This window comes from Pandoraea captiosa (genome assembly GCF_902459775.1).
Classification (GTDB): domain Bacteria; phylum Pseudomonadota; class Gammaproteobacteria; order Burkholderiales; family Burkholderiaceae; genus Pandoraea; species Pandoraea captiosa.
Map to the genome: position 1 here is coordinate 992,258 of NZ_CABPSQ010000001.1, position 18,174 is coordinate 1,010,431.

Genomic DNA, 18,174 nt, shown 5'->3' on the forward strand with positions numbered 1-18,174 from the left:
CCAATATTTCAATCTCGCTGTGAAAATTACCCGATGCCCCGGCCGACGTCTCAGCACGACGCATGCGCTTCGGATCCGTCTCGCCCCCCCAAAAACGTCGCCATCGACATGAACCCGGGAAAAGTCCGAATGCGGCACGAACCTTGCGCCGCTCAGGTATTTACCGGGAGGACAGGGTCATGTCACAGCGTGTGGGAGATTTTCTGCTTGAACGACTCCGCTTGTGGGGCGTACAGCGAGTGTTCGGCTATCCGGGCGACGGCATCAACGGGATTGTGGGCGCGTTCGGTCGCGCGAAGAATGATCCCGCCTTCGTACAGGTCCGTCATGAGGAGATGGCCGCCTTCATGGCATGCGCACACGCGAAGTTCACGGGCGAGACCGGTGTGTGTCTTGCGACATCCGGCCCAGGCGCCATCCATTTGCTCAACGGCCTGTACGACGCCAAAGCCGACCATCAACCCGTGGTCGCCATCGTCGGACAGCAAAAGCGCGCCTCGCTCGGCGGAGACTTTCAGCAGGAAGTCGACCTGCACGCGCTGTTCAAGGACGTGGCGCATGAGTACGTGCAGGAGATCGTCACGCCTGCACAGGCCCGCCACGTCATCGACCGCGCCATGCGTATCGCACATGACCAACGCACCGTCACGTGCGTCATCGTGCCGAACGACGTGCAGGATCTTCCGGCGGTCGATGTCCCGCCGCGCGTTCACGGTTCGGTGCGAAGCGGTGCGATCCGCGACGGCGTGAAGCTCGGGCCGCGCCATATCGTGCCGTCGGACGATGAACTGGACGCTGCCGCCGAGGTTCTCAACGCGGGCAACCGGGTCGCCATGCTTGTGGGCGCCGGCGCGCTGGGGGCGGGCACGCGCGTCATCGACGTGGCAAACCGGCTCGAAGCGGGTGTCGCAAAGGCACTGCTCGGCAAAGCCGTCATTCCCGACACGTTGCCGTGGGTGACCGGCGCGATCGGCTTGCTGGGCACGCAGCCGAGCTGGGAGTTGATGAATGAGTGCGACACGCTGCTGATGATCGGTTCGGCCTTTCCCTATGCAGAGTTCCTGCCCGAGGAGGGGCAGGCGCGCGGGGTACAGATCGATATCGACCCGCGCATGCTGAGCTTGCGGTACCCGATGGAAGTGGCGATGGTCGGCGACGCGCGCGCGACGCTCGAAGCGTTGCTACCGCGATTGCATGTGCGGCACAACGACGACTGGCGGCAGCAGATACAGGAACGCGTTGCCCGCTGGTGGCGTGTCATGGACCGGCGCGCGGCGTCGGACGCCCGGCCGATCAATCCGCAGCGGGTGTTTCGCGAGCTCTCGCAACAGTTGCCCGATAACGCCATCGTCACGGCCGATTCCGGCACGGCGGCCAACTGGTATGCACGCGACGTTCAGTTGCGCGAAGGCATGATGGGGTCGCTCTCCGGCGGGCTTGCGTCGATGGGGGCCGCCATGCCGTATGCGCTGGCCGCCAAGATGGCGCACCCCACGCGCGTGGTCGTCGCGCTCGAAGGCGACGGCGCCATGCAGATGAACGGCATCAACGAACTGATTACGCTATCGAACCTGTGGAAGACCTGGGACGACCCGCGCCTTGCCGTGCTGGTACTCAACAACGGCGATCTCAATGAGGTGACGTGGGAGCAGCGTGCGCAGGAGGGCGACCCGCGGTTCGCCGTGTCCCAGTCGCTCCCGCCCTTCAACTATGCCGCCTACGCGCGTCAGTTAGGGCTCGGCGGGATTCGCGTCGAAGACCCGAACGATCTCGGCGCGGCGTGGCGCGAAGCGTTCACGGCGGATCGCCCGGTCGTGCTCGATGTCGTCACCGACCCGAACGTACCGCCGATTCCGCCGCATATGACGATGGAGATGTTCCGGCGTTACACCGGCGCATTGCTCAGCGGGGACAGCGAAGCGGTCGGGGTCGCCCGCGCGTCGATGCGCGAGACCTGGGAGAGCATCGCGAGTCGCTGGGAGAAATAGCGCACCGTGTGGGCGAGGCCGTCGGCAAGGGGCGTCGACGGCGCCCAGCCCAGGTGCTTGCGCGCGGCCGTCAGGTCGGGGCAGCGGCGTTGCGGATCGTCGGAGGGCAGCGCGCGGAACTCGATGGCGGCCGTCGAACCGGTCGCCCGAAGCACTTCGTGCGCCACGTCCAGCATGGACAGCTCATGGTCGCTGCCGAGATTGACGGGCACCTCGGGCGACACGTCGGACGTCATGAGCCGGATCAGGCCGTCGACGAGATCGTCCACATAGCAGAGCGCTCGCGTTTGCGCGCCGTCGCCGTATACGGTCAACGGCTCCCCGCGCAGCGCCTGCGTCATCAGGTTCGAAATGACCCGTCCGTCCAGCGGGTGCATGCGTGGCCCGTACGTGTTGAAAATGCGGGCGATTCGGGTGGCCACGCCATGTTGCCTGTGATAGTTGACGAACAAGGTCTCCGCGCACCGTTTGCCTTCGTCATAACAGGCCCGCAGACCGATGGGATTCACGTTGCCCCAGTACGACTCGGCCTGCGGATGCACGCCCGGGTCGCCATAGACTTCGCTGGTCGACGCCTGAAGAATACGGGCGCCGGTACGCTTGGCGAGGCCGAGCATGTTGATCGCGCCGTGCACGCTGGTCTTGGTCGTCTGCACAGGGTCGCGCTGGTAGTGAACCGGCGAGGCGGGACACGCGAGGTTGTAAATCTCGTCGACTTCCACGTACAGCGGGAAGGTCACGTCGTGGCGCATCAGTTCAAAGTTGCCCGCATCGAGCAGATGCGCAATGTTGTCCTTCACGCCGGTGTAGAAGTTGTCGACACATAACACGTCGTGACCGGCGAGCACGAGCCGTTCGCACAGATGCGACCCCAGAAATCCCGCACCTCCTGTCACCAGAACGCGCTTGCGATGCAGTTCCTTCATCGGATGCTCTCCTTGAGCGGGGCAGCGACCGGCGCCGCCGGTTTGACAGTGAGGGTGCGCACGGGGGGTAGCGGCACGACGGTCGCTTTGCTGCGTTGTGCGCCCGCGAGTCGTGAATAGACCGCGCATAGCCGGTCCGCGACACCGCTCCAGGTGAAATGTCGATTGGCACGTCGAGCACCGGCCAGTCCCAGCCGATGCGCCAGACAACGGTCATCGCGCAATTGCGCCAGACGCTCGGCCAACGCCTCCGGCTGCCGGGCCGGAACGAGAAAACCCGTCTCGCCATCGACGACCGTCGTGCGGATACCGCCCACATTGCTGCCGATGACCGGCGTGGCGCACGCCATGGCCTCCACCGGCGTAATGCCGAACGGCTCATACCAGGGCGTGGTCACGAACACGTCGGCGGCACTGTAGAAGTCGCGCAACGCATCGCGGTCGCGACGCCCGACGAAATCCACGTGTTCGGCAACCCCGGCATCTTCGGCCAGACGAGACAGACGGGCGAGTTCTTCGCAACGCGTCACGTCCGCCTCGTAATCAGGTCCACCCACGATATGCAACTTCACGCGGCGCTCACTGCTCCTGTCGTCCAGCAATAGACGCAAGGCGTGAATGACGTTGTCGATGCCCTTGCGCGGCACGAGCCGACCGAGTTGCAGGATGGAAAACTCGTCTTCGTCCCAACCGAGGGTGGCGCGCGCGTCGGTGCGGGTGACCGGATGAAACTCCTGCGCGTCGAACCCGCACGGCACGATCTCGATGCGATGCGGATCGGCATCGTAGAGCGTGACAAGGTCGATTTCGTCTTGCGGGCATTCGGCGATGATGGCGTCCGCGGTACGTGCAAGCGCGCTTTCGATCTGGATACGCTCCTCGGGGAATGTGTCCGACGCGCCCTGACACTGACGTCTCACATGCCCGAGCGCGTGGAACGTGACGACCAGCGGGATCTCCAGCAACTGCCGCACACGAAGCCCCACCTGACCGGACATGAAGAAATTCGCGTGCAGGATGTCGTAGCCCGGCGACGCCTGTGCGCAGTACCGCACCATGAACGCGGCAAATTCGGTCATATGCGGCAGCAACTGCTCCTTTGGAATCTCGCACGGGGGGCCCGCTGGCACGTGGATCACACGAATGTTGCGACCCACGGGCACGACATCCGGCAGCAACGGGCTGTCGCGTCGGGTGAAGACATCAACCCGATAGCCGCGCGAGACGAGCTGACGGGCCACATTGGCGACGTAGATGTTCTGACCGCCGGCGTCGACCCCACCGATGGCGGCCAGCGGCGAAGCGTGCTCGCTGATCAAAGCTATTTTTTGCATGACAGGTAACTCCGGCTGAGCAGGGAGCGTCAGATATCGGCGCCGTTGTTTGCGTGGTGCAATTGGCGTGCCATGCTGCCGTCGATACGCGTATTTCCTCTGTTTTCCTGCGCCCCGAAGGTCACGCCACGCTCGCGTTTCACGACGTGCAACGCTTCTTGCCAGCGACATCCTTCGAATCTGTCGCGCGCATCGAACCCGTCGTGCATCACATCGCTGCGCGCGCCGACGCTTGCGTTTGCCGACCTTTCTTACAAAACGTTGGACAAAAGGCCGGCCACGGGCTGAGGCGATGGCGCAATACGCCCACCGTCGTGTCGCGCAATGCCTGCCCGCGAGCCCAGTGCTCGCGGTGTGACGCAGCACCATCCGCAGCGGGGGCGCGATGCGAACGACATGGAACGCGACTTGCATCGTGTGCAGGGAGGCGAGGGCAATACCTGCCGTCGCCAGCCGCACTCCGGAGGTTCGTATGAATGTCGTCCTACCGATAGTCCAACGTCAGTGCGCGCCGGCCGTGGTCATTCCGCCGGACGCCTGGTTCCCCCACACGCCGCCATATTCACCGTCGCAGCGTCCCTTCATCGGTCCCTTCAGCGTCCCGAATGAAACGGACGGCGAGCGGCGCGCCGTGCCGTTGCAGTGCGATGCGCGCGGTGTCAACAGCCGTCGTGGTTTATGGTCCGCCCCTCAGCACGCCACTCAGGAGTCTCCCGAATGAGCTACACACTGAAACCGCTCGCCGAGCAGGCCATCGTCATCACGGGCGCAACGAGCGGCGTCGGGCTGATCACCGCCCGCAAAGCGGCCCGTCGCGGCGCGAAACTCGTGCTCGTCGCGCGTAACGAAGTTGCCCTTGAGCAACTGTGCGAAGAGATCCGCGAGCAGGGCGGACAAGCGATCCCGGTCAAGGCGGACGTGTGCGACGCCGAACAGATGCGTAATGTCGCCGTGAAGGCCATCGAAGCGTTCGGCGGATTCGACACGTGGGTCAACAACGCAGGCGTGTCGATCTTCGGCGCGGCCTCGGACGTCCCGCTCGACGACCAGCGCAAGCTGTTCGATACGAATTACTGGGGCGTGGTGCATGGCTCGCTCGTGGCGGCGGAGTACCTGCGCGGCAAACAGGACGGTGTGGGCGGCGCCATCATCAACATGGGCAGCGAAGCGTCGGACGCGCCGATTCCCCTGCAAAGCGCGTACGCCGCGTCGAAGCACGCCGTGAAGGGATTCACCGATTCGCTGCGTCTCGAACTGGAAGCCGTACAGGCGCCGGTCAGCGTCACGCTCATCAAGCCTGCGGCGCTCGACACGATGTTCGTCAAGCACGCAAAGAACTATCTCGACGTGGAGCCGAAGCTGCCGCCCCCGATCTACGACCCGGCGCTGGCGGCCGACGCGATTCTGCATGCCGCCGCTCACCCGCACCGCGATCTGTTCGTGGGCGCAGCCGCCAAGCTGATGTCGTCTAGCGCTTATCACATGCCGGGCCTGTTCGACCGAATGGCGTCGAACCTCTTCTCGCGTACGCAGCGAACCGACAAGCCGCCTAGACCGCGCGACGAAAACGCGCTGCATGAACCGGGCCGCGACCTGCAGGAACGAGAGGGCATGGACGGCGTCGTCTTTCGGAGCTGTCCGTACACCACGATGGCCAAGCGGCCCCGCCTGAGCGGCGCACTGGCCGTAGGCGCCGCGGTGCTCGCGTGCACCGCGCTCACTCGCATGCGCAAACATGCGGCGCATTAGCGTCGCGCCATTTCCCTGAGTCGCATCAGTCCCAGTAGTCCCATTAGTCCCATCCACCCTGCAAAACTTTGATTGGAGCCAGATCATGACGCATCGCCAGCAACACACCGGTCACGAACTCAGCCGATCGCGCGCGCACGAGGGCGACAAGGCCACGCACGACAAGGGCGGCCATCAGACCGGACATCAACAGCCGCCAAGCCCGGTCGACGTGCAAAAGGCGCTCAAGGGCATGGACTATCCGTGCAGCAAGGCGGAGCTGCTCGCCTGCGCACGCGACCAGCATGCCGATCGAAAGGTGCTCGACACGCTCCAGCACATTCCCGACATCGAATACAAGTCGCCGGCGTCCGTATCGAAGGAACTCGGCAGGCTGATGTGATGTATCGCGTCGACACGATCCAGGAGGCACGGGATGGCAACGATCGTGGCAGGCCGATTCGACACTTTCGAGCAGGCGGGCGACGTGGCGCGTCGACTCTACGCGCGGCGCTTCGGCACCGACGATGTGTCGATCTTTTTCCTCAACCCGGCCGGTCAGCACGCCCGCTTTCCCATCGGCGGTGACATGCATGCCGACCCCGGCGCTCGCCCCGGGGGCTTCGGCGCCGTTCTCGGGCTGGCGGCGGGCCTGGTCGTCGGCGGCGTGATCGGCGTGACGATTTATCGGTTCGGCATGCCGTGGTGGCCGATTCCGGTCATCGCCGCACTCGTGGGTGGCTACGGCGGTGCGCTCGCCGGCGCCCTGTCCCGCATGCGCAGCCGACGTGCGCAAACGCAAGCCTACGACGCCCGCGACGCCGGGGTCATCGTCGCCGCCCATGTCACCGCGCAAACAGCCGACTCGGCGATGACCGTGCTTCGCAGCGCCGGTGCGAACGACATTCAACAGACCGAGGGCGTGTGGGAAAACGGCGAGTGGCGCGACTTCTCGCCCCTTGCTCCCCCGCACCCCCCAACAGCAAAGGAGCCCGACCTATGACGACAAGCCAACAAGCTCAAACCCCGCCGCCGCAAACGCAGAAACAGCAGCCTGGCGTGGAAGCCGAGATGGATCCGAAGCCTCAGGACACCGCCAAGGAATATGTCGGCAGCGGGAAGCTGATCGACAAGGCCGCCATCGTGACCGGGGGCGACAGTGGCATCGGTCGCGCAGTGGCCGTGGCGTTCGCGAAAGAGGGGGCGGACGTCGCCATCGTCTACCTGAAGGAGTCGGAAGACGCCGCCACGACGCGCGAGCTGATCGAGAAGACCGGTCGCAAATGCCTGACCATCGAGGCGGACATCAGCAACCGTGAGGCGGCGCGCAACGCCGTGGAGAAGACCGTCAAAACCTTCGGTCATCTGGACGTGCTGGTCAACAACGCAGGCGAGCAGCATGTTTGCGAAGACCTCACGGAGATTTCGGAAGCGCAGTTGCTTCGCACGTTTCAGACCAACGTCTTCGGCATGTTCTTCATGACGCAGGCCGCGCTGGTGCACATGAAGCCGGGCGCACGCATCGTCAATACGGCGTCCGTGACGGCTTATCACGGCAACCCTGTGTTGCTTGACTATTCGGCCAGCAAGGGCGCGATCGTCTCGTTCACACGGGCGCTGGCGGCCAACCTCGCCGAGAAGGGCATCTATGTGAACGCCGTGGCGCCGGGACCGATCTGGACCCCGCTTATCCCCTCGACCTTCAGCGCCGATCAGGTCGCCAAGTTTGGCGCCAATACGCCGCTCAAACGCCCGGGACAACCGGATGAGCTGGCCGCGTGCTACGTGCTGCTGTCCTGTCGCGACGGCAGCTACATGACCGGTCAGACGTTGCATCCCAACGGTGGCTCGGCGGTCGGCGGCTAGGTTTCGGTGCGGGTCGCAGCCCATGACTCAGAGGAGGTTCGTCATGAAATTCACGCATCGCAGTAAGCATCACAGTCATCGACGCTTCATTCGACGGTTCATCCGACGCTTCTCAGGCTTGCTGGCCGAGCTGGCACTGATCACGCCGATCATGGCGGTGGCGCAGAACCCGCTCACGCCACATGAGCCAACGCCCGGCGGGGCCGATATGGTCGATCCCGGCAAGCCACGCGACACGGATCGCATGACGCATCCGCCGGGTGGCGCCGACGCGTCGTTCGTCGACGCAGCCGGTCGCGCCGGCATGCTCGAAGTGCAGGCCAGTCAACTGGCGCTCGAGCGCTCGGCCAATACCGACGTGAAGAATTTTGCCCGCCAGATGGTCGCAGACCACACCAAGGCGGGGAATCAGTTGCAACAGATCGCCGCGCGCAAGGGGATTCGTGTCCCTGCCGCAGCGGAGGTCAACCCGGAGTTGCAGACGCTCACCGCCAAGCAGGGCCACGACTTCGACGTGGCCTATGTCGCGGCGGCGGGACCGGCGGCGCACGAGCAGGCCGTCCGGCTGTTCGAGCGTGAGGCCAATGCCGGACAGGACCCGGAGATCAAGGCGTTTGCCCGCACGACGCTGCCCACCTTGCAGCAACACTTGACGATGGCGCAAAAGCTCGCCAGATCGGTCGCCAACACGAAATGACGCTAGCCGCCCCGAAATGTGACGCGAAATGACGCGCACACGCCAAGGAGATATCCATGACCCGTCGTAAAACGCCGCAGTCCGGCGCCCCTTCCTCAGTCGACAGCGATACGCCTGCCTTCGCCGCCGAGAGCGGGTATCGTCAATCGGACGGCGGTCCGGCCTCGGCACCGGACGCCAAGATTGGCGATCCGGGCGTCAAGCGATCGCGAGAAGTGGGCCAAACCGTCGACGGCATGCCGTACAACCGGGAGAAGCGCTCGGAGTACGGGCCGGGCGCGGCCATTCCCCAGACCGGCGACACGTCGAAGTCCCCGTCGCCCATGTCGCACGCCAGCACGCTGGGCGAACGGCACGCCACGCACAAGACCGGCGGCGCGGCGAAGCCCGGCGTGAATACCGTCACGGGCGAACTCTCGCGCGTGCGCGCCGACGCGCAAGGCACGCCGCTCACCACGAATCAGGGGGTGCCCGTAGCCGACAACCAGAATTCGCTCGTCGGCGGGCTACGCGGTCCGGCGCTGCTCAAGGATTTTGTGTTGCGCGAGAAGATCACGCACTTCGATCACGAGCGGATTCCGGAGCGTGTCGTTCACGCCCGAGGCTCTGCTGCGCACGGCTACTTCGAATCGTACGACGCGCTCACCGAGCTCACCTGTGCGGCGCCGTTTGCCGAAGCGGGAAAGCGTACGCCGGTGTTCGTGCGATTCTCGACCGTTGCGGGCGAGCGCGGCTCCAAAGACACGGCACGCGACGTGAGAGGGTTCGCCGTCAAGTTCTACACCGATCACGGCAACTGGGATCTCGTGGGCAACAACATTCCGGTGTTCTTCATTCAGGACGCCATGAAGTTTCCCGATCTGGTGCATGCCGTGAAACCGGAGCCGAATCATGCGATGCCGCAGGCCGCGTCGGCGCACGACACGTTCTACGATTTCATCTCGCTCTCGCCCGAATCGACGCACATGATGATGTGGCTCATGTCGGATCGCGCCATTCCTCGCAGCTTCCGCACGATGCAGGGGTTTGGCGTGCATACCTATCGTTTCGTGAATGCAGACGGGGTATCGAAGCTGGTCAAGTTTCACTGGACGCCTCGCGCCGGCACGCATTCGCTCGTCTGGGACGAGGCGGTGAAAATCTCGGGCGCAGATCCCGACTTTCACCGTCGCGATCTCTGGGAGTCGATCGAAAACGGCCAGTACCCGGAGTGGGAACTGGGCGTGCAGATCTTTACGGAGGCGCAGGCAGACACGTTCAGTTTCGATGTCCTCGACGCGACGAAGATCGTGCCGGAAGAACTGATTCCCATCACGCCCATCGGGCGCATGGTGCTCGACCGGAATCCCGACAACTTCTTCGCCGAGACGGAACAGGTCGCGTTTTGCGTGGCCAACGTCGTGCCGGGCGTGGACTTCACCAACGATCCGTTGCTCGCCGGACGCATCCACTCGTACTTCGACACGCAGATCAGTCGCCTAGGTGGCCCGAACTTCCATGAGTTGCCCATCAACGGCCCCGTCGTGCCGGTACAGAATCACCAGCGCGACGGCATGCATCGTCAGACCATTCATCGCGGGCGCGTTGCCTACGACCCGAACTCGATGGGCGGCGGATGCCCGTTTCAGACCGGGTCCGCAGGATATGTCCCGTTCCCGGAGCCGGTGCCGGAGGGCGGTGTCGAGATGCGCGGCAAACCGGCGAAGTTTGCAGAGCACTTCCAGCAGGCGACGCTTTTCTATGAGAGTCAGTCACCCGCGGGTCAGCGACATATCGTGGACGCCTACCGCTTCGAACTGAGTCACGTCACCGTACCAGGCATTCGTCGCCGTATGCTCTCGATGCTTCGCAACGTGTCCGAACCGATGGCGGCCGCCATTGCGAAGGGTCTCGGGATGCCCCTGCCCGATCCGATGCCGCCGGCCGCCGACGCGCCCGCTGCGCCCGAGGTCGACCGGTCACCGGCGCTGGCGTTGGAGGCGCGTCCGGGCGAGGTGGGCATCGCGGGGCGTAAGATCGCGATATTGGTGACCGAAGGCACGGATGTCGACGTAGTCCGCACGGTGGCGCAAGCGCTCGGCGCGCAGCACGCCGACGTGCGACTCGTGGGCGAGCACATCGGCATTTGCCCGGCCTCCGGAGGGGGCACGATCGACGCGGACGCTGCCCTCGACAGCCAACCCGGTTTCCTGTTCGACGCCGTTGTAATTCCACCCGGAGACCCGGCGGTAGACAGGTTGTGCGGCAATGGCTATGCGTTGGAGTTCGTTCGCAATCAGTTCCGTCATTGCAAGACCTTGCTTGCCGTTGGCGAAGGGCGGCAATTGCTCGACGCCGCCGGGATCGCCCCGGACGACGACGACCCCGGCATTTGTTTCGGTACCGCGCCGGACGGTGAGACGCTCGACGATTTCGTCGACGCCGTCTCGAAGCACCGGCACTTCATCAGGGAGGAAAGCGCTGGCTGGCGCGCAATCTGATATGGCCGCTGTTCTGACATTCCGTTACCGGGATTACAGCGTCATCTGTTCGGCGTTGCCGCACCCGAAGGGCGGCTTCACCGGCAAGGCGTTGGTGCAAATCATCGAAGGGATGATCCGGCACCATGAAGTTGAGACGCTCAAAGACGACACGCATCCCGACGAGCAAACGGCGCTGGAAGAGGCGTCCGTCGTAGCTCGGGCCTGGATCGACGCGCAGCACGCCGCCTGACGACGCTGTTCAGGCTTGCGTTCACACTTGCGTGAGCAGGGCGACGGGCAGTGCGTCGAGGATTTGCGACACCGGCAACCTGCCATCGGCGCCGGCGCTGATCCCTGTCCCAGTCAGGAGGTTGCGCCAGCGTCCCGTGCGCGACACTGGGCTCGCATCGATCGTTGTGTCCTGCCAGTCTTGCGGGCGAAGACCGGGCACGCGGTAAGCCTGTTCCGTCCTTTGCGCCGATGTCTGCGCCGATGTGTGCGCCGGATTCTGAGCTGATCGTTGCGCTGATCCGCCGGTAGCGCCGAGGTGATGCGCGGCATGCCGCGTCGCCACGCAGATGACGGTAGAACCGGCGTCGGCGGGCGGTACGCGGGCGAAAACGACGACGTGTGGCTCGCAAGGCCCCTCGGCATGCAGCGCAACATAGTCGCCATGCGCGAACGTAGCAACCAATGACTTGCGCAGATGCAGGAGACGGCATAGCAGTGCGAGTTTCACGTCGCCGTCCCACCATCTGGCCATGAGTGAGCGCCATGCCTGCGAGTCCAACCGGTCCTGCGTCTGCATCAGGCCATCCGCCCCGGAAAAGTCTGAGACCACGGCATCGAAGCACACCGTGCGGCGATTGTCGGGGTCCACGAGCGTCTGATCCCAGCGCAGGCTCGCCTGATAGGTATCCGGCACGCCCGGACAGGTCAGCCGGAGAAACGTCTGCGTGAGGCCGTTCAACGCGCCCGCCGGACCGAGCGCATCGGAGAATGCCTGCATCGACGCGACGAATGCCGGGTTCGCCATGATCTCGTGCACAAACGCGTCGCAGGCATCTTCGAGGGCGATGTCCGGTGCGGCCCACGACGTTCGGATGCCCGCTTCCCGGAGCGCTTTGCGTTGCCACCGGACGACGCGTTCGGCAAACGCACGCAACGATGTAGCGTTCGGAGGCACGCCGGTCCACTCGCACGGCCACGCACCGAGCAGCGTCTGGTACAGCATCAGTTCGTGAGTCGCGTCGGGTACATCAGGCACATCAGCGCCAGTCTGCCGAAAGCGCTCGTTCTCGGCACGCCATCCTGCTACCGCCTCGCACCATTGCGTCGGAATCTCCGAGAGCACGGCCAACCGTGCGCGCACGTCTTCACCGCGTTTGTGGTCGTGGGTTGCCGTCGTGAGCATGGCCCGCGGCCAATGCCGGGCGCGATGAACGTTCGCCTCATGAAAGACGTCGAGCGGCATCGCGAGACGCGACGCATCGCAGCCGACGTCGTTTCGCGACAGCAGACGTCCCCAGCGGTATCCGGCGGTATCTTCGACCGCCTTCGCTGCGAGCGGCGCCGTCACTTGCGCAAAGCGGATTTGCGCCTCCCGATGCTGCGGCGATGAATCTTCCATGGGCGTCAGCCACTCGACGAGCTGCGCCAGCGCAGGGTGATCGAGCGGGTGAAGCAGGTGTTTCGCGCCTGCCTGTGCTGTCATCAACACGCTTTTTGCGGCGTCGGCGTCATCCGGATAAAGGCGATAGACCGGAAACGACGACGCGAGCGCACAAACACATCGTCGCAGGCTTGCCACACCGAAGTCGCGCGCCCGACCAGCGGGTTGCGCATCGATCAGGCGCGCAAGCGCTCCGACGGCTCGCGCGATCTCGCTGCCGAACCGGTCGCGCAGCAATTGCTGGCGCGCTTCGCGCACATGCTCGCCAAAATCGCGCATGTCGCCTGTGCACGTTTGCCAGTACGCGTCCAATGCCGCTGCACCTCGTGAATCGTGGAGCAGTGCGCCAACATCGTTCATGAAGTCGTAACCCGTCGTGCCGTCGATCTCCCAGCGCGGGTCGAGAGGTTCGCCGTCCATCAGGATTTTCTCGACGACGATCCAGGGTTCACGCTCGTCATGTTGACCGTTCCTGCGCTCCTGCAACGCAGCGCGCAACTTGCGGCAGTACGCGCCCGGGTCAACCAGCCCATCGACGTGATCGATCCGCACGCCGTCGATAACGCCGTCGGCGAACAGGCGAAGGGGAAGGGCGTGAACGGCGTCGAAGACCTCCGGGCGCTCCACGCAAACGGCAACGAGCGAGTTGATATCGAAGAACCGTCGCCAATTCAGCGCGTCGCGGGCGAGTGGCCAGTGCGTCAGATGGAAATGCTGTTGCGCAAGCACACGTTGCCAGTCGTTTGCCGTACGTGCTTCGTCGGCAATGGCGGACGTCTGCGGCGCGAGGGGCCAGCGTGCGCCGTCGTACGCGAGCGATACCTGAGCGCTCAGCCCTCGCATCACCGAGAGCTTTCGCTGGGCGAGGCCGTCGGCCAACGGTTCGGGGAGTACCGGAAGCAGCACCTTGCCCGCAGGTACATCGGCGTTACCGTTCCAGTCGATGTCGAAATATCGGGCATAGGGACTCTCGGCGCCGCGGCGCAAGACGTCCTGCCACCAGCGATTCTGCGGGCCGTTGCCCATATGGTTGGGCACGATGTCGACGACGAGGCCGATGCCGTGCGCGGCCAGCTGGTCATGCAGACGTCGAAGTCCCGACTCGCCGCCGAGCACGTCACTGACGGTCCCCGGGTCGGCGACGTCGTAACCGTGTGTTGAGTCGGGCATGGCCGTCCAGACGGGCGAGGCGTAGAGATGCGAGAGGCCCAGTGCCACAAAGGCCGGGACATCGCGCTGCGCATGCGCGAAGGTGTAATCCGCATTGAACTGGACACGCAGTGTGGAGAGTGGCGTCAGCGACATCAGCGGCGTCATTGTCGGCCCCGGGGTCATGAACGAGCCGAACGCCGCGCGCTCGCTGCCCGTGTTCGTGCAAATTTCGTCAGGCGGGAGGCGACATCCGGTTCGTCCAGCAAGACTTCGACCGGTGCGCGCAAGCGCCGCCGCCAATTGGGGTGTTCGGTTGTCGTGCCCGGCAGATTGTCGGCCTCACGCGCGCCCACGGCGTCGGTAATGGGCAACAGCACCAATGGCGAGGCAGACAATGCGACGAAATTGACGATGGCGTCGAGCGGCGGCCTGGCCGGTGCCCGGCCTGCCGGCTTCGGAGTAGCGTCTGTCTCATCGACGCCCGCATCGACGCCCGCATCAACGCCCGCATCGACGCCCGATACTTCGCCCACGTCCGGATGCGCCGCAGCATGGCCGCTTTCGTTCACGACACCCGCCGCGCTCATCGCCTGCCACAGCGCGGTGCGGTCCTCTCGCCGGGTGCGACGCGCAGCGCGAGCATCGATGGACGAGGGCGCGAGCCGGACGCGCCAGGCAATATCCCGCCCGGTCCACCATCCGACCGCGGTCGGCAAGTCATGTGTGCTGGTCGTTGCCACGGCGTCGACCCGCCATTGAGACGGCGCAAGAAACGCCGCGGGCTTCGTTGGCGTCTCGGGCGGCGCCGGGCCGCGCGCAAACCACAGGACGTCGGTGCCCAGCACGCCTTGCGCAGCGACACGCGCTCGGAAATCCCCCGGCACGGTGCCAAGGTCCTCACCGATGACGATCGCCCGATGTCGCGACGATTCCAGCGCCACGATCGCCAGCAATTCGTTAAGGGGATAGCGCAAATAAGCGCCGGCGCTCGCGGGCGCGCCGACCGGGCACACCCACAGACGGGACAGGCCCAGCACATGGTCGATGCGCAGACCGCCTGAAAACGCCAGCGCGGCGCGCAGCGTGGCAATGAAGGGACGGTAGCCGCGCCGAGCGAAGGCCCACGGCGAAAAGGTCGTCAGTCCCCAGACCTGCCCGGCGGCATTGAAGGCGTCCGGTGGCGCACCGAGCGAAATACCGTCGAGCAGGTGCCCGCCGTCGGACCATGCTTCGCTTCCGGTCGAGTCCACCCCCACGGCCATGTCCGCAATGAGTCCCGTCTCCATGCCGGCGCCGCGCGCCTGTGCGTGGGCATGTCGAAGCCCCTGAAATGCCAGCCATTGCAGGAAGACGTGAAACGCCACAACGTCGGCATGCTCGAACGCCATACGCTCCGACTGCGGCGTCCAGGGCGAGCGCAATCCGCCAGGCCAGCGTCGCCAGTCGTCGCCGTGTGTCGAGTGCAGGCGCTCGTGGAGCATTTCGAAGCGCGCGTGCGCCTCCAGCGAATCACGACCATCGCGGCGAAATCGCCTGAGCGAAGCCGCCTGCTCGGTCGAGAGCCAATGTTCGCGCAAATCGTACAGATGCCGAAGAACCTGCAGGCGAGCCCCGGAAGCGGCGGGCCAGTTCACGAGACGCTGCCGTTCTCGCTGCGCATAACCGGACACAAGCCGCAGATGTCGCGCCGCCTCCATGGCTTCGGGCATTCCGCACAGCGCTGCAGGATCGATGTGCGTGACGTTGTACCACTGGCGGTTCGACGGCGAGTAGGGGCTGTACTGGGCCGGGCGGGCGCCGAACATGGCGTGCGCGGGGCTGATCGCCAGTGCCGTAGCGCCGCGCGATGCCGCCGCCACTGCGGCGTCGGCCACCGCGCCGTAGTGGCCCAGGCCGCCGTCGCCCTGACTGCGCAGTGCGTATAGCGGCACATTCATGCCCCAGCGACGTTCCGTGTCAGGCAGCCGGTAGGCGTGCGGTGGGGCAACGATCAGCGACAACCGGACATTGCCGAGCTCGACGTGGTGGTATCCCGGCACGTCGACGGGAAGCAATAACGACGCCCCCGAAGTCGGGTCGATCTCGGTCGTGCCATCGACCGTGTCGCCGTCCTCCAGATGAAGGCGATAGGCAAGACGCTTGCGCCCGGCCGTCACGGAAAGCGCAGGCAACGTGGCGGGGACGCCCACGCGCGTAACGATCTGCGCTTCGTCGGCGTGCATCTCGGACACATCGAGATAGGCCAGACTGTCGCGGCACTGCGCCGCGTTACCGCACCGCAGCCCCATGGCGTCGAGCAAGGCGCGCAGCACGTCGAGCGACACCGTATGCGCCTGGCCGGCGGCGTCGTCCCAATGGACAAGGATTCCCGCCCGTTGCGCGAGGGTGTGCAGCGCATCGAGCGAGGGCGGTGAGAGTAGCGACGCAGCGGTTCTCGTCATAACGGTTCCTCCAGCCAGACGACGCAGGCGTGGGCGCGTAGCGTCCCTTCAGCGAGCGCGTCTGCGGCTTGCGGCGGCGTCTGGCAAAGCGTGACGCCTGCCGGGTGCAACGCCTGCGTGTCGGTGGCAACGCCCAGTTCGCCCGTGTTGATGGCGATCACCAGCCGCGAGCCGTCGTTCAGCCGCCATCGGGCACATAGCGCGGTAGGACTCAGCACTTCCGCACCCGCCGACGTCGCGCCGGGCAGCCGTGGAATGATCCAGGTCCGCCGCAACTCGATGAGGCCGCGATACCACGACAGCCAGTCGTCGGCGGCAAGCGTGGTTTGTTCGCCCGGCGCGAGACAGGAGGCGGCGAACGTCTCGGGGGCGTTCGGGTCGGGGAGGGCGTCGCTCGACGTGTCGGGCATGCCTGCGGCGCCGCCCAGTTGCGCAAACTCCTCGCGCCGCCCTTTTCGAACGGCGTCGGCCAACGCTCCCCGGTAATCGGTGAAGAACAGAAAGGGCGTCTCGCTTCCCCATTCTTCCCCCATGAACAGCATCGGGATCTGCGGGCACAGCAATAGCAAGGCGACAGCTGCACGCAGCGCAGCAGGGTTCGCGTGCGTGATCAGTCTGTCGCCCAGCGGGCGATTGCCCACCTGATCGTGGTTTTGAAGGAAAGCGACGAACGATGTCGGCGACAGAAAGCTGCTTGGCTCGCCCCGGGTTCTGCCGAGTCGTTCGACGCGCTCGCCCTGATAGGCGAAGCCTTCCGACAATGCCCGCGCCAGATGGGCGACCGGCTTGTCGGCAAAGTCGGCGTAGTAGCCCTGGCGTTCACCGGTGAGCAGCACGTGCAGTGCGTTGTGGAAATCGTCGTTCCACTGGGCGGCGGAAGTGTTCGCCAATAGCCCTGCGGCGTTATGTTCGTTTTCGAAGATCAGGTGGATGTGACGCCCGGGTTCGCGGGCGGCGACCTCGTCGCGGATGCAGGTGGCGAGGTCCTGAACGAACGCGTCGTTTCCGATGGCGTGAACGGCGTCCAGGCGCAGTCCGTCTGCGCGAAACTCGAACAGCCAGTACAGGGCGTTCTGTATGAAGTACTGGCGCACGCACGCCTCGTCGAAGTCGATGGCAGCGCCCCATGGCGTATGCGTCTTCTGATCGAAGTACGGCGACGCGTACGAGGCCAGATAGTTGCCGCTTGGCCCGAAGTGGTTGTAGACCACATCCATGATGACCATGATGTCTTCGGCGTGCGCGGCGTCGATGAGCGCCTTGAGTTCCTCGACGCTGCCGTAAGCGCTTTCCGGGGCGAAGGGCAACACGCCGTCGTAACCCCAGTTGTGTCGTCCCTCGAAGGTGCCAAGAGGCATAAGCTCGATCGCGCTTACGCCCAATTGCGCGAGATAGGGCAGACGTGCACGCACGCCGTTATAGCCGCCCAGCGCCCCGACGTGCAACTCGTAAATCACCGATTCGTGCCACGGGCGCCCCCGCCATGCGGACATTTGCCACGCGAACGCACGGGGATCGATCACGACGCTCATGTCGTGCGGCCCGCCATCCTGCGCTCGCGACGCCGGGTCGGGCACCCGCTGACCGTCGGGCAGTACGAACGCGTACCGCGTGCCCGCGATGCACGGTACCGTCAACTCGAAATGGCCGCTGTTGACGGATTGCATCGGCACGGGATCGTCGCGCTCGATCGCGAGTTGCATGGTGCTCACGTCCGGCGCCCAGACGCGAAAGCGTGTCGTGCCATCCGCCTGCAAAGCGGCGCCGAAAGGAAGTGGGAAAGCGTAGGTGGTAGTCATGGGCGGATCGGCGTAAGAGCTTGGTGGGCGTGGTCGGCGTGATCGGCGTGGTTGGCGAGGGGGGCCGGGGCAGTCAAAAGATGGGCGCGTTGGAGCACGAGTCGCCCGG

At 65.1% G+C, this 18,174-nt stretch carries 13 protein-coding genes; 8 read left to right on the forward strand and 5 right to left on the reverse strand.

Features of this window, described 5'->3' with window-relative positions; all coding sequences use genetic code 11:
• Nucleotides 1-179 precede the first annotated feature (179 nt).
• Nucleotides 180-1,988 carry a thiamine pyrophosphate-requiring protein gene (locus tag PCA31118_RS04225; protein ID WP_150623199.1) on the forward strand — a complete coding sequence of 603 codons (1,809 nt, stop codon included), beginning with the start codon at nt 180-182 and terminating at the stop codon, nt 1,986-1,988.
• Here PCA31118_RS04225 and PCA31118_RS04230 read toward each other — a convergent pair.
• On the reverse strand, nt 1,886-2,914 hold the full coding sequence (locus tag PCA31118_RS04230; RefSeq protein ID WP_150623201.1) for a UDP-glucuronic acid decarboxylase family protein: 1,029 nt from the start codon (nt 2,912-2,914) through the stop codon (nt 1,886-1,888). The genes PCA31118_RS04225 and PCA31118_RS04230 overlap by 103 nt on opposite strands.
• Complete coding sequence (locus PCA31118_RS04235) at nt 2,911-4,248, reverse strand: glycosyltransferase family 4 protein (RefSeq protein ID WP_150623203.1); 1,338 nt, start codon at nt 4,246-4,248, stop codon at nt 2,911-2,913. The genes PCA31118_RS04230 and PCA31118_RS04235 overlap by 4 nt, the downstream gene beginning before the upstream one ends.
• A 717-nt stretch (nt 4,249-4,965) precedes the next feature.
• On the opposite strand from PCA31118_RS04235, the gene PCA31118_RS04240 reads away from it, so the two are divergent.
• From PCA31118_RS04240 to PCA31118_RS04270, 7 genes are all read left to right on the forward strand, one after another.
• Nucleotides 4,966-5,997, forward strand: a complete 1,032-nt coding sequence (locus tag PCA31118_RS04240; protein ID WP_150623205.1) for an SDR family oxidoreductase — start codon at nt 4,966-4,968, stop codon at nt 5,995-5,997.
• An 85-nt stretch (nt 5,998-6,082) separates the two neighbouring features.
• Complete coding sequence (locus PCA31118_RS04245; RefSeq protein WP_044455790.1) at nt 6,083-6,379, forward strand: DUF2795 domain-containing protein; 297 nt, start codon at nt 6,083-6,085, stop codon at nt 6,377-6,379.
• Nucleotides 6,380-6,412: 33 nt separating this feature from the next.
• The gene (locus PCA31118_RS04250) at nt 6,413-6,979 is read left to right on the forward strand and encodes a hypothetical protein (protein WP_150623207.1); all 567 of its coding nucleotides are present in this window, start codon (nt 6,413-6,415) and stop codon (nt 6,977-6,979) included.
• A complete protein-coding gene (locus tag PCA31118_RS04255) occupies nt 6,976-7,842 on the forward strand; it encodes an SDR family oxidoreductase (protein ID WP_150623208.1) in 867 nt (288 codons plus the stop codon). The genes PCA31118_RS04250 and PCA31118_RS04255 overlap by 4 nt, the downstream gene beginning before the upstream one ends.
• A 43-nt stretch (nt 7,843-7,885) precedes the next feature.
• Complete coding sequence (locus PCA31118_RS04260) at nt 7,886-8,539, forward strand: DUF4142 domain-containing protein (protein WP_150623210.1); 654 nt, start codon at nt 7,886-7,888, stop codon at nt 8,537-8,539.
• A gap of 56 nt (nt 8,540-8,595) precedes the next feature.
• Nucleotides 8,596-11,019, forward strand: coding sequence for a catalase (locus PCA31118_RS04265; RefSeq protein WP_150623212.1), 2,424 nt, complete (start codon nt 8,596-8,598; stop codon nt 11,017-11,019).
• Between the two features lies 1 nt (nt 11,020).
• Nucleotides 11,021-11,251 carry a hypothetical protein gene (locus PCA31118_RS04270; RefSeq protein ID WP_150623214.1) on the forward strand — a complete coding sequence of 77 codons (231 nt, stop codon included), beginning with the start codon at nt 11,021-11,023 and terminating at the stop codon, nt 11,249-11,251.
• Between the two features lie 21 nt (nt 11,252-11,272).
• Here the strand turns inward: PCA31118_RS04270 and treY are convergent, their stop codons facing one another.
• From treY to treZ, 3 genes are read right to left on the reverse strand one after another with little or no spacing between them, the layout of a single operon-like run.
• The gene (gene treY / locus PCA31118_RS04275) at nt 11,273-13,990 is read right to left on the reverse strand and encodes a malto-oligosyltrehalose synthase (RefSeq protein ID WP_174990318.1); all 2,718 of its coding nucleotides are present in this window, start codon (nt 13,988-13,990) and stop codon (nt 11,273-11,275) included.
• A 14-nt stretch (nt 13,991-14,004) separates the two neighbouring features.
• Nucleotides 14,005-16,266: a 4-alpha-glucanotransferase gene (gene malQ, locus PCA31118_RS04280; protein WP_150623218.1), complete on the reverse strand. Its 2,262-nt coding sequence runs from the start codon at nt 16,264-16,266 to the stop codon at nt 14,005-14,007.
• A complete protein-coding gene (treZ, locus tag PCA31118_RS04285; protein ID WP_150623220.1) occupies nt 16,263-18,065 on the reverse strand; it encodes a malto-oligosyltrehalose trehalohydrolase in 1,803 nt (600 codons plus the stop codon). Before treZ ends, malQ begins: the two co-directional genes overlap by 4 nt.
• Nucleotides 18,066-18,174: the final 109 nt, after the last annotated feature.